This is a genomic window from Arthrobacter sp. KN11-1C (genome assembly GCF_052180225.1).
In the GTDB taxonomy this organism is placed as follows: domain Bacteria; phylum Actinomycetota; class Actinomycetes; order Actinomycetales; family Micrococcaceae; genus Arthrobacter.
The window spans coordinates 1114432-1126289 of sequence record NZ_CP197467.1 but is presented as its reverse complement, the minus strand read 5'-3'; the positions used below and the strand labels follow the sequence as shown (position 1 = coordinate 1126289).

At 65.2% G+C, this 11858-nt stretch carries 13 protein-coding genes; 2 read left to right on the top strand and 11 right to left on the bottom strand.

From position 1 onward, the window contains the following. Positions 1-164: 164 nt before the first annotated feature. From groL to ACSBOX_RS05325, 3 genes are all read right to left on the bottom strand, one after another. Positions 165-1775 carry a chaperonin GroEL gene (gene groL / locus ACSBOX_RS05335; protein ID WP_442545108.1) on the bottom strand — a complete coding sequence of 537 codons (1611 nt, stop codon included), beginning with the start codon at positions 1773-1775 and terminating at the stop codon, positions 165-167. A gap of 84 nt (positions 1776-1859) precedes the next feature. Further along, complete coding sequence (gene groES, locus ACSBOX_RS05330; RefSeq protein WP_028265041.1) at positions 1860-2156, bottom strand: co-chaperone GroES; 297 nt, start codon at positions 2154-2156, stop codon at positions 1860-1862. 219 nt (positions 2157-2375) lie between these two features. After that, positions 2376-2786: a hypothetical protein gene (locus tag ACSBOX_RS05325; RefSeq protein WP_415988150.1), complete on the bottom strand. Its 411-nt coding sequence runs from the start codon at positions 2784-2786 to the stop codon at positions 2376-2378. Between the two features lie 77 nt (positions 2787-2863). Between ACSBOX_RS05325 and ACSBOX_RS05320 the strand changes: the two genes are divergently transcribed. Then, the gene (locus ACSBOX_RS05320) at positions 2864-4102 is read left to right on the top strand and encodes a THUMP-like domain-containing protein (protein WP_442545107.1); all 1239 of its coding nucleotides are present in this window, start codon (positions 2864-2866) and stop codon (positions 4100-4102) included. A gap of 27 nt (positions 4103-4129) precedes the next feature. Here the strand turns inward: ACSBOX_RS05320 and ACSBOX_RS05315 are convergent, their stop codons facing one another. Then, the gene (locus tag ACSBOX_RS05315; RefSeq protein ID WP_442545106.1) at positions 4130-4948 is read right to left on the bottom strand and encodes a shikimate 5-dehydrogenase; all 819 of its coding nucleotides are present in this window, start codon (positions 4946-4948) and stop codon (positions 4130-4132) included. Positions 4949-4997: 49 nt separating this feature from the next. Then, entirely contained in the window at positions 4998-5120 is a 123-nt protein-coding gene (gene ykgO / locus ACSBOX_RS05310) for a type B 50S ribosomal protein L36 (RefSeq protein ID WP_059387417.1), read from the bottom strand. Positions 5121-5326: 206 nt separating this feature from the next. On the opposite strand from ykgO, the gene ACSBOX_RS05305 reads away from it, so the two are divergent. Further along, on the top strand, positions 5327-6478 hold the full coding sequence (locus ACSBOX_RS05305) for a glutamate--cysteine ligase (protein WP_264636720.1): 1152 nt from the start codon (positions 5327-5329) through the stop codon (positions 6476-6478). A gap of 60 nt (positions 6479-6538) precedes the next feature. Here ACSBOX_RS05305 and tsaD read toward each other — a convergent pair whose 3' ends face one another. The 6 genes from tsaD to ACSBOX_RS05275 all read right to left on the bottom strand — a co-directional run bounded on the left by tsaD (position 6539) and on the right by ACSBOX_RS05275 (position 11804). After that, on the bottom strand, positions 6539-7666 hold the full coding sequence (tsaD, locus tag ACSBOX_RS05300) for a tRNA (adenosine(37)-N6)-threonylcarbamoyltransferase complex transferase subunit TsaD (protein WP_442545105.1): 1128 nt from the start codon (positions 7664-7666) through the stop codon (positions 6539-6541). Further along, positions 7663-8103 carry a ribosomal protein S18-alanine N-acetyltransferase gene (gene rimI, locus ACSBOX_RS05295; RefSeq protein WP_442545965.1) on the bottom strand — a complete coding sequence of 147 codons (441 nt, stop codon included), beginning with the start codon at positions 8101-8103 and terminating at the stop codon, positions 7663-7665. The genes tsaD and rimI overlap by 4 nt, the downstream gene beginning before the upstream one ends. A gap of 44 nt (positions 8104-8147) precedes the next feature. Further along, entirely contained in the window at positions 8148-8819 is a 672-nt protein-coding gene (gene tsaB / locus ACSBOX_RS05290) for a tRNA (adenosine(37)-N6)-threonylcarbamoyltransferase complex dimerization subunit type 1 TsaB (RefSeq protein ID WP_442545104.1), read from the bottom strand. Next, the gene (gene tsaE / locus ACSBOX_RS05285) at positions 8819-9394 is read right to left on the bottom strand and encodes a tRNA (adenosine(37)-N6)-threonylcarbamoyltransferase complex ATPase subunit type 1 TsaE (protein ID WP_442545964.1); all 576 of its coding nucleotides are present in this window, start codon (positions 9392-9394) and stop codon (positions 8819-8821) included. Before tsaE ends, tsaB begins: the two co-directional genes overlap by 1 nt. A 26-nt stretch (positions 9395-9420) precedes the next feature. Beyond that, entirely contained in the window at positions 9421-10626 is a 1206-nt protein-coding gene (alr, locus tag ACSBOX_RS05280; protein WP_442545103.1) for an alanine racemase, read from the bottom strand. A 71-nt stretch (positions 10627-10697) separates the two neighbouring features. Continuing rightward, on the bottom strand, positions 10698-11804 hold the full coding sequence (locus ACSBOX_RS05275; protein WP_442545102.1) for a carbohydrate kinase family protein: 1107 nt from the start codon (positions 11802-11804) through the stop codon (positions 10698-10700). Between the last annotated feature and the right edge of the window lie 54 nt (positions 11805-11858).

Sequence of the window (11858 nt, the reverse complement as noted above, 5' to 3'; positions counted from 1 at the left end):
CCAACTGTGGGCTCGCGCATGAGACGAACGTCGTCGGGAGCCAAACGCAGGAGGCCCGGCCCCCAAAAGGGGACCGGGCCTTCTTTCACGCAGGTGGGCGGTCTGGGCCCACGCCGCCCGGGTTCCCTGGCCGAAGCGAAGCGAGGCTAGGGAGGCGGTGGGGATTAGTGGCTGTGGCCTGCGTGTTCGTCTTCTTCGGCCGGCTTTTCGACAACCAGGGTCTCGGTGGTGAGAACCAGGGCTGCGATGGACGCGGCGTTCTGGAGCGCGGAGCGGGTGACCTTGACGGGGTCGATCACGCCGGCGGCGATCAGGTCCTCGTACACGGCGGTCTTCGCGTTGAAGCCGTGGTTGTCTTCGAGCTCGGCAACCTTGGCGACGACGACGTAGCCGTCGAAGCCGGCGTTCTGGGCGATCCAGCGAAGGGGCTGGGTCAGGGCGCGGCGGACGATGCCGACGGCGGCAGCCGCGTCGCCTTCCAGAGCCTTGACGGCAGCGTCCTCGTCCAGTGCCTTGAGGGCGTGGATGAGGGCGGAACCGCCGCCGGAGACGATGCCTTCTTCAAGGGCAGCACGCGTGGAGGACACTGCGTCCTCGATACGGTGCTTCTTTTCCTTGAGCTCGACCTCGGTGGCTGCGCCGACCTTGATGACGCCGATGCCGCCGGCCAGCTTTGCAAGCCTTTCCTGCAGCTTTTCCCGGTCCCAGTCGGAGTCGGTGCGGGTCAGCTCGGCACGGATCTGGGCGACGCGTGCTGCGACGTCCTCGGGCGTGCCGGCGCCGTCAACAATGGTGGTGTTGTCCTTGGTGACGGTGATGCGGCGGGCACTCCCGAGGACCTCGAGGCCAACCTGGTCCAGGGACAGGCCGAGCTCCGGGGAGACAACCTGTGCGCCGGTCAGCGTGGCGATGTCCTGCAGCATGGCCTTGCGGCGGTCGCCGAAGCCCGGTGCCTTGACGGCAACGACGTTCAGGGTGCCGCGGATACGGTTGACGATCAGCGTGGACAGCGCTTCGCCGTCGATGTCTTCAGCAATGATGAAGAGCGGCTTGGCGGCCTGCAGGGCCTTCTCGAGGAGCGGCAGGAATTCCTGCAGCGAGGAGATCTTGCCCTGGTTGATCAGGATGAGGGCGTCTTCCAGAACAGCTTCCTGGCGTTCCGCGTCAGTGACGAAGTACGGGGACAGGTAGCCCTTGTCGAACTGCATGCCCTCGGTGAGGACCAGTTCGGTCTGCGTGGTGGAGGACTCTTCGATGGTGATGACACCATCCTTGCCGACCTTGCCGAAAGCCTCGGCGAGGAGTTCGCCAACCTCATCGCTCTGGGCGGAGATCGCGGCGACGCTGGCAACCTGGGTGCCTTCTACCTCGCGGGCGTTCTCCAGGAGGCGGGCAGCCACGGCCTTGACGGAAACCTCGATGCCACGCTTGATTTCGCCCGGGGCGGCTCCAGCGGCAACGTTGCGCAGGCCTTCCTTGACGAGGGCCTGTGCGAGCACGGTGGCCGTGGTGGTGCCATCGCCCGCGACGTCATTGGTCTTGGTGGCGACTTCCTTGGCCAGCTGCGCGCCAAGGTTCTCATACGGGTCGTCGAGTTCGACTTCGCGGGCGATCGTCACGCCGTCGTTGGTGATGGTGGGAGCTCCCCACTTCTTGTCCAGAACGACGTTGCGGCCACGCGGGCCAAGGGTGACCTTGACGGTGTTGGCGAGCTTGTCAATGCCTGCTTCGAGCGAGCGACGGGCAGCGTCGTTAAACGCAAGCTGCTTTGCCATGGTTGTGTCCTTTCAAGACGGAAAACCCGCACCGCTGATTCGACCGGAAAGTCCGACGTGATCTGCGATGCGGGATCCAGGGAATTACTTAACGACGATCGCCAGAACGTCGCGGGCGGACAGAACGAGGTATTCGTTGCCGCCGGTCTTGACTTCAGTTCCGCCGTACTTGGAGTAGATGACGACGTCGCCAACGGTTACGTCGACCGGAACCCGGTTGCCGTTGTCATCGAAGCGGCCGGGGCCAACTGCAACAACTTCGCCTTCCTGCGGCTTTTCCTGTGCAGTGTCCGGGATGACCAGGCCGGAAGCCGTGGTCTGCTCTGCTTCGAGCGGGCGGACAACAATGCGATCCTCGAGAGGCTTAATGGAGACCGACACTCGGATCTCTCCTTTACGTGAGGTAGTACATGGACTATCAAACCAGGGGTGCCGTGGCGTGCCTACCGTCGTCGCGGTGCCGGTAAGTGCCTGGCGGCATTAGCACCCGCCTAGGGAGAGTGCTAATCAAGACTCTATGTAAGCATTAGCACTCGGTCAAGGCGAGTGCCAGAATTCCGTCACGGGTGAACGCCTGGAGCGCCTCTCCGGCTCAGAAGCTCATTGCCCGGCGAGGTCGTCGAAGTCGACATCCTCGCCGTCGTCGTACTCTTCCTCCGGCGCGGTTCCGCGGTTCAGGTACAGCACCACGCCGCTCGCAAGCGCCACGACGCCGAACACCACCAGCCCGACGATCGCACCGATGCGCGCACCGGAGTAGGTGTCCCGGATGTCCCGGGCCTCGTCGGTGGCGTCCTGGACGCTCTTTCCGGTCATCGAGTAGGTAGCGGCGTTGAAGGAATCGAGGAAGAAAATAATGATCAAGAGAGCGATGCAGACAACAGCAATCAAAGCACCGACGATGAGCGCCGGGCGGGCATACTTGGAAAGATTTCCGGCGAAGGGACGTCTATCGGGGACAGAGGGAGAACCATTGGCGTCGTCAGGCTGGCGTACTGGGTTGTCTTCCATGGCATCAACCCTATCCGCCCGAGTGCTCCCGGATCCCCCTCCACCCCGCAAGACGGGCGAGCACTAGGCTAGTTCCCATGGCTGACACACCCCAGGACCACATTGCCCCCCTGCTGACAACGGAGGGTTGGGAACTTCTGGCATCCTTGGGGCCGTACCGCGACGGCGAAGCGTTGGCCCTCAATGCCCGCTTGCGCAAGGACGGCCACTCCCCCGAGCTGGTGGCCGCCGTCCTCACCCAATCCAGGCTCCGCACCCGGGCCGAGGCCAAGTTCGGCGAATTCGCCCGGCAGATGCTTTTCACCCAAGCCGGCCTGGAGCAGGCCACCCGGCTCAATGTGGCAGCCAGGCACGCCGAGCGATTCGCCAAGGCGGGCACGCAGCACGTAGCGGACCTGGGCTGCGGGCTCGGAGCCGACTCCATGGCCATGGCCTCCATGGACATCAAGGTCACCGCCGTGGAACTGGATGAGACCACCGCAGCGTGCGCCACCATCAATCTCATGCCTTTCCCCCACGCGTCGGTGGTGCACTCTGACGCTACGTCCGTGCCCCTCGACGGGGTCGACGGCGTGTGGCTCGATCCGGCGCGCCGCACGACGTCGTCGTCGGGGACGAAGCGTATCTGGGATCCGGAGGCGTTCTCGCCGCCATTGTCCTTCGTTGAATCGCTGGCGGCTACTGGAAAGTCGGTCGGCGTCAAAATGGGTCCGGGGATGCCGCACGGATCGGTTCCGGCCGGCTGCGAGGCGCAGTGGGTCTCGGTGGGAGGGGACGTCACCGAAGTAACGCTGTGGTTCAACGACGTCGCCCGTCCCGGCATCCGCCGTGCGGCACTGGTGCTCGGGCCGCAGGGCGCAGCCGAGATCACCAGCGGCGAAGATTTCGACGGCGGCCCGGTGCCCGATGTCGGACCCGTGGAGGGGTACCTCTATGAACCGGACGGCGCGGTGATCCGCGCGGGACTGGTGGCCGACGTCGCGCTCCGGCTCGGCGGGCACCTGGTGGACCGACACATCGCCTACATTTGCGCGCCGGAGCTACTGGAGACCCCGTTCGCCCGTGCCTACAGAGTCCTGGAGGTCATGCCGTTGAACGTCAAGGCCCTCAAGGCCTGGGTGAAGGCCAACGGTGTCGGTGTCCTGGACATCAAGAAGCGCGGCACCTCCGTCACCCCCGAGGAACTGCGGAAACAATTGCTGCCGGCCGGAAAGGGCTCGGCAAAAGGCCGCGGCAACAAGACAGCCACCCTGGTCCTCACGAGGATCGGCGAGGAAAAGGTGGCTGTTGTGGTGGAGCCGGTAGCGGCCGACTAGGTTACGCCAAGCCCGGCCCGCGGCGCCCTACTGGGCTCGCGTGAACTCTTCGGCAGCGGCCACTTGCTCCGCAGTTGGCGTGATGCCGGTGTAGAGAACGAACTGTTCGAGCGCCTGGATCGTGGCTACCTCGGCGCCGGTGATCACGGTCTTTCCTGCCGCGCGACCGGCCTTGATGAGCGGCGTTTCGGCGGGGAGGGCGACGACGTCGAACACTACCTTCGCGGCCGCGACCGCTGCTTCGGGGAAAGACAGCGAGCCGGACTCGGGTCCGCCGGCCATGCCGATCGGCGTGACGTTGACGATCACGTCCGCGGTCGACTCCCCTACCTCGGCCTGCCAGCCGAAACCGTAGAGCGCCGCGAGGGATTGTCCGGGCTTCTCGTTCCGCGCAACCACCGTGACGCGAGAGAACCCGGCGTCGCGGAAGGCTGCCGCGGTGGCCTTGGCCATGCCGCCGGAACCGCGGAGCAGCACGGACGAGGCCGGGTCGATCGCGTTGCGCTCGATCAGCTGGGCGATCGCCGTGTAGTCGGTGTTGTAGGCCGTGAGTACGCCGTCGTCGTTCACGATCGTGTTGACCGAGTCGATAGCGGCCGCCGATGCGTCCATGCGGTCGACGAGGGCGATGACGTCTTCCTTGTACGGCATCGAGACGGCGCAGCCGCGGATGCCCAGGCCGCGCACGCCGGCGATCGCGTTCGGGAGGTCCGCGGGAGCGAAGGCTTTGTAGATCCAGTTCAGGCCGAGCGCCTCGTAGAGGAAGTTGTGGAAACGCGTTCCGTTGTTGCTCGGCCGGGCAGAGAGTGAAATGCAGAGCGTCATGTCTTTGTTGAGGATCGGCATAACGGGGCTTCCTTCGCGTAGCGGGTTCTCTGCCCAGCCTAGACGGAAGCTAGCCTTGGCGCGCCTTGAAGCGCGGGTTCAGCTTGTTGATGACAAAGGTGCGGCCTCGCCGGCGCACCACTTGCGCGCCGGGGACCTTCTTGAGGGCACGCAGCGAATTCCTGACTTTCATGGGGTTCTCCTTCTCGGGTTGTGACGTGAAAGATGCATGTTCACCATCTTAGATGCAAATCATTCTCATTAGCAACATGTTGTTTTCCTTCCATGAAATCCGTCCATGCGGTACCGTACCGCCCCTGCATTAGACTTGAGCCAACCGCTGACGGCCCCACGGCGGGCATTGCTCAGGGCGTTTTGGCAAATACCGAGGGGACCCACGTGCAGATTGATTTCGCTTCATCCAGGCAGTCGACCCTGGGGGTGGAATGGGAGCTCGCTCTCGTCAACGCACGCACCGGCGAACTGGTCTCTGTCGCAAACGAGGTCCTGCGCGGCGTGGCATCGCGGCACCCGGACCTCAACGAAGACGACGAGCATCCGCACATCAAGCGGGAATTGCTCCTGAACACCGTGGAACTTGTCACGGGCGTGTGCAACACCGTCAAGGAAGCCAAGGAAGACCTGGCCCGCTCGCTGCAGGCCGTCAGGGAAGTCACCGACCCCATGGGCGTGGAACTTTTCTGCGCAGGAAGCCATCCCTTCAGCCCGCCGCAGCTTCAGCCTGTCTCGGACAAAGAACGCTATGCAAAGCTGATCGACCGGACCCAATGGTGGGGACGGCAAATGGTCATCTACGGAGTCCACGTCCACGTCGGCCTCGACCGGAGGGACAAGGCGCTCCCCATCCTCGACGGGCTGGTCAACTACTTCCCCCATTTCCAGGCATTGTCCGCTTCCAGCCCGTTCTGGGGTGGCGAAGACACCGGCTATGCGTCACAGCGCGCCCTGATGTTCCAGCAACTGCCCACGGCCGGATTGCCATTCCAGTTCCCCAGTTGGGCCGAATACGAGTCCTATGTCCAGGACATGTTCACTACCGGAGTGATCGACACCCTGTCTGAAATCCGCTGGGACATCCGGCCTGTGCCGAACCTGGGCACCATCGAGATGCGCATTTGCGACGGCCTCGCCACCCTTGAGGAAGTCGGCGCCGTTGCGGCCCTGACCCAATGCCTGGTGGACGAGTTCTCCACGATCCTGGACAACGGCGGGAGCATTCCGACCATGCCGCCGTGGCATATCCAGGAAAACAAGTGGCGTGCGGCCCGTTACGGCATGGAGGCGATCATCATCCTCGACGCCGAAGGCAATGAGCAGCTCGTCACTGAGCACCTGAAGGAAACACTGCTGCGCCTGGCGCCCATCGCCGAGAAGCTGGGTTGCTCGGCGGAACTGGCCGACGTCGAGAAGATCATCGCCCGCGGAGCCGGCTACCAGCGCCAGCGCCGAGTCGCTGCCCAGCACGACGGCGATCTTCACGCGGTTGTCCAGGATCTCGTGGAGCAAATGCGGTCCGTTCCGACCGCCTAGCGCTGCCAACCGCCTAGCGCTGCCGTCCGGCCATCGGCCGGGTCCGGCCGGGTCCCGCGCCTACACCGAAACCGTGGTGACCGGCAGGGAGGAATCCGGAGCGAATGCGACGCCGCTGGGACCGATTCCCGCCATGATGAGCTGCGAGCCCAAGGCAGCAACCATGGCGCCGTTGTCGGTACACAGTGACAGCGGCGGCACATGCAGGGTGATCCCCGCCGCGGCGCACCGTTGTCCTGTCAGCTCACGGAGCCGGGAGTTGGCCGCAACACCGCCCCCCAGCAGGAGATCCTCGATGCCGTTCTCCTTGCAGGCCAGCACAGCCTTGGACGTGATGACGTCCACCACCGCCTCCTGGAATGCTGCGGCGATATCGGCAACGGGAACGTCCTCACCGCGCGCTTCGAACTGTTCAACACAGCGTGCGACGGCGGTCTTGAGCCCGCTGAAAGACCAATCGTAGCGGTGGGGTCCCGGTTCCTCCGCGGTCCCCATGTACTTCGGCTGGGTCAGGCCGCGCGGGAAACGGATGGCCTTGGCGTTGCCCTGCTTGGCGAGTTTGTCGATGGCGGGTCCGCCCGGGTAGCCAAGGCCCAGGAGCCTGGCGACTTTGTCGTAGGCCTCGCCTGCGGCGTCGTCGATGGTGGAGCCGAGCATCTCGACGTCGTCGGTGATGCTGCGGATGCGCAGGATTTCCGTGTGTCCGCCCGAAACGAGCAACGCTCCGAGATTTTCCGGCAGCGGAGCACCCGAACCGGGTCCCCCCGTGCCGCCACCGGCCCCGTCAAGAAGCGCGACGCCGACGTGCGCCACCAAGTGGTTGATCGCGTAAAGCGGTTTGCCCGTGGCAACGGAGAGCGCCTTGGCCGCGCAAACGCCCACCATGAGCGCGCCTGCCAAGCCGGGTCCGGAGGTCACGGCAATGGCGTCAATATCGTCAAGCGCCACCCCAGCCTCGTGCAGGGCCTCCTGCAGCGTGGGAACGAAAGCGTCCAGGTGCGCGCGTGAAGCGATCTCGGGAATAACGCCGCCGAAACGGACATGCTCGTCCATCGACGAAGACACCGTGTTGGTGAGCAGGGTGGTGCCCCTGACAATCCCGACGCCCGTTTCGTCGCAGGAGGATTCGATCCCCAACACGAGCGGCTGGACGGTGCCGGGCTGATTCACGTGGCCGGGGTGGTTCATGCCGGTATTCCTTCAGTCAATGTCAGCCTCATGATGAGGGCGTCCGTGCCGTCGCGGTAGTACCGCCGGCGGACGTGGATCTGCTCGAAGCCGAACCGCACGTACAGTGCCTGCGCTCGTGGATTGTCCGCGCGGACCTCCAAGAGCACTTCCACCGCGCCCCGCCGTCGGGCTTCTTCGATCAGTTCCGTAAGGATGGCGGAGCCGATTCCCCTGCCTTCGAATTCGGGCACGACGGCGATCGTCTGGACGTCTGCGATCGGCTCGATGCACATGAGCCCGGCGTAGGCCACGATTTGTCCGTCGGCTTCGGCCACGACGTAACGGCGGGTATCTATCTGGGCAAGTTCGTCGAAGAACATCTGCATCGGCCACGCGTCCACCGGGAAGAGCCGGCGCTCGAGGACTTCGACGGCGGTGACGTCGTCAGGGGTCATGTCACGCAAGGTCACGCCGTCGAGCTTGAATTGGTACGAGGGGTTCACAAGGCACGCTTCCTGGGGCCGGGCACTTGCGCGTCGGATTCCCGCAAATACAAGGGTGTGGAGTCCGGCAGCTTTTCGCCCGCAGTGAGCAAGGCCATGGCGAACTGGCCCAACGAGGCTGCATCGGGCTGGGTGGTGCTGAATTCCTCGTTCGCGTTGACGACGTCCGCGTAGATGCCGGCGCCGGCGCCGAAGACCGGAAGATCGGGCAACTCCGAGGCGAACCCGACGTGCGGACCATCCACGAGTAGGGGCAGCTGGCCTTCCGTGAGCGTGTAGCGCGCCCAGTAGACCTCCTTGCGACGGGCGTCCGTGGCCACCAGGAACTCTGCCTGCGCCTCTGTTGACTCTGCCACTTCCAAGGCGATCGCATCCAGGCTCATGAGCCCGAAAAGAGGCTTGTTCCACGCAAACGCCAAAGTGCGTGCGGTCGCAATCCCCGAGCGAAGCCCTGTGAACGGCCCGGGGCCGACGCCGGTGACGATGAGATCCAGGTCTGCACCGCTTACACCGGCGTCGCCCAGGAGTTTCTCGATGCCGGGCGCCAGGACCTCAGCGTGGCTGCGGGTGTCCTCCGTGGCGAAGGATTCCACCACGCCCTCCATGGCATCGTCCGAGATGAGTGCCGCACTCGCCACGGCGGAAGTGTCAATGGCCAGGATCAGCATCAGGCGTTCTCCTCCAGTATTTCGGGCACGGCGCTCCAACGAGGGCCAAAGCCGCGGAAAACGATGGTGCGCGGTTCGTCGTCGTCTTCGGGGTCGAAATCCAGCACGGCATCCTGGCCCGCTTCCGGACGGGTCACGGCACTATCCGCGCCGCCCACCGTCCGGTGCATCTCGATGTCCAGGCGGCTATCCGAAAGGTGTTCCACGCGCTCGCGGCCCCACTCGACCACTGTCACGGAGTTGTCCATGGTGTTTTCGAGGTCGATGTCGTCGATTTCCGCGGCGGACGCCAGCCGGTACGCATCGACGTGGACCAGGTCCGGACCGCCGGGGCGCGGCCCGTCCGGCAGGTTCGGGTGGATGCGCACCAGGACGAACGTCGGTGAAATGACGCCGGCCCGGACGCCCAGTCCTTCGCCGAGTCCCTGCGTGAAGGTGGTCTTGCCCGCACCGAGTTCGCCCGTCAGGACGAGCAGGTCACCGGGCTCAAGAACCCCGGCCAACGCCGAGCCCAAAGCATGGGTCTGCTCCGCCGTCGCGACCTTGACGGTCCGTTCCCACAAGGCCCCGGTCAACCGGGCGTTATCAATCGAAGGACCGCTCACCGGGCATCCGTTCCGGGGATCTCGTTGATGTAGATGCGAGGCACGCGGGGGCTGATGCGGGTGACAATCTCATAGTTGTTGGTTCCGGCGGCGGCGGCCCAGTCGTCCGCCGTCGGGCCGCCGTCGGCGCCGTCACCAAACATGACGGCTTCGGCACCCAGCCAGCCGGCTTCGTCTGTGACGGGCTCCCCAAGGTCGATGACCATCTGGTCCATCGCGATCCGGCCCACAACGGGGTAGTTGACTCCGTTGACCCGCACCGGTCCGCCGGTGGCGACGCGCGGCACGCCGTCGGCGTAGCCGAGCGGGATCAAGCCCAAGGAACTCTCGCTGGACGTCCGGTAGTTGAGTCCGTAGGACACTCCTTGGCCTTCGGGAACCCGCTTGCAGTTGGAAACGAGGGTGCGCACGGTCATGGCGGGGCGGAGGCCGAGTTCCGCCGAGTTTTGTCCTTCGAAAGGTGACAGCCCGTAGAGCCCGAGCCCGACGCGGACAAGGTCGAAGTGGGCATCCGGGCGCGAAAGGGTAGCGGGTGTGTTGGCCAGGTGCCGGACTTCGGTGTCCACTCCGGCGTCCTCGGCCACGGCAATCGCTTCCCGGAAGGCTGCCAACTGTTCATCGGTCTCGGGACGGTGGGGCTCGTCGGCCACAGCCAAGTGCGAGAAGATGCCCACCACGCGCAGGAGGCCCTCGTCCTGGTACTCCATGGCCTGGCCCACCACTTGGTCCCATTGGGCGATCGTTGAGCCGTTGCGGCCCAGGCCGGTGTCGACCTTGAGGTGAATGCGGGCCGGGCGTTCCTGCTCGCGGGCCGCGGCGACCACCGCGTCCAGCTCCCAGCCGGAAATCCCGACGTCGACGCCGGCGGCAACCGCCGTCTGGAAGTTGCTTTGGCTGGTGTGCAGCCAGGCCAGCATCGGGGCGTCTATTCCAGCAGCGCGAAGCGCCAATGCCTCCGAAATGTGGGCAACGCCGAGCCAGCGGGCGCCGGCTTCGAGGGCTGCACGGGCCACCTGCACCGCTCCGTGCCCGTAGGCGTCGGCCTTGACCACGGCCATGACGCTTGCGGGCGAGGCGATGGCCACGAACTGGCGTACGTTGTGCCGGATGGCGTCCAAGTCAATGACGGCTGATCGTTCGAGGACCGTTGCCGAACCCGATCTCTTCAAGGGCTCGAAACTGGCAGCTGCTTCGTAAGTCACCCTCACGATTCTAGTGCCGCGCCGGCATGCGGGTTGCCCGGGGCGGGCGGGTTGACTGGGGTGAGTGCCGCTCAAGCATCCGAGTTGTGGGCGATCGTGGCCGTTGCACGACGTTGGGCCCCGGGCGGGACATCCCCCACAATGTCCTCGAGGAAGGCGAACCGTTTGAGCCACTGGCTGGACTGCCGCTCCCGCCGGGCGTTGGCCCGCTGCCACCAATCGGCGATGTCTCCCCAACCAGGTGCAGCCAGCGAGCCGCCCACTTCCTGGACCGCCAGCGAAGCACAAAGATTGGCAAAACGGAGACGGTCCCCCAAAGGCCATCCGGCCAGGCAGCCCACAACAAATGCCGCACCGAAGCAGTCGCCCGCACCCGTGGGGTCGTACGCCGTCACAGGAAGGGACGGCACCCACTCCTCCTCACCGGTTTCGGAATCCACGGCCATGGCTCCCTGCGCACCCAGCGTCACCACGGCCACGGGAACGCGGTCGGCGAGCGCGTAGAGCGCAGACCATGGGTTGTCCTTGCCGGTGAAGGCCATCGCCTCCCGCTGGTTCGGCATGAACGCGTGGAAATTGCTGAGCTGGTCCAGCCGCCTCGACGACCACTCTCCCGTTGGATCCCAGCCGGCGTCGCCGAAGAGCTTGACGCCGGCTTTCCTCGCCGCGAGCATCCAAGGCTCGGGCTCTTCGCCCAGATCCGCGACGGCGGCGAGCGCCTGGGGCGGTTCGCCGATCAGTTCCGAAGCACTCATGGGCGAGGGATGTCCGTGGGTGACCATGGAACGATCCTGATCGACGCACAACGAAACGGTGACAGGTGAATGCCAGCCCTCGAACCGCTTGGACAGGGAAAGGTCCACATGTTCCTGGCTTTCAAGGATCCGCCAGTTGAAGTCCCCGTACCCGTCATCGCCGAAGGCTGCAGCGAGGCTGGTCCGCAGTCCGAGACGGGCAGCCGCGATCGCTTGGTTGGCCACGCCGCCGGGACAGGTCCCCATGCCTTGGCTCCACACTTCAGTGCCCGGTTCAGGGCTGCGGTCCAGTCCGGTAAAGATAATGTCCTGGAACACGGTGCCTGTCAGAAGAAGGTCGCAACCTGGGTCGGCCCCCTCCCCCGGCGCATCGTCACGGATAGCGGCGAGGGGGTCGAATCGGGCCCTGGGCGTTGCGTCCATGCACGGCAGACTACGCCGCGGCCGCGATGGTGCATAGCTTTCCGTCCGGGGGGA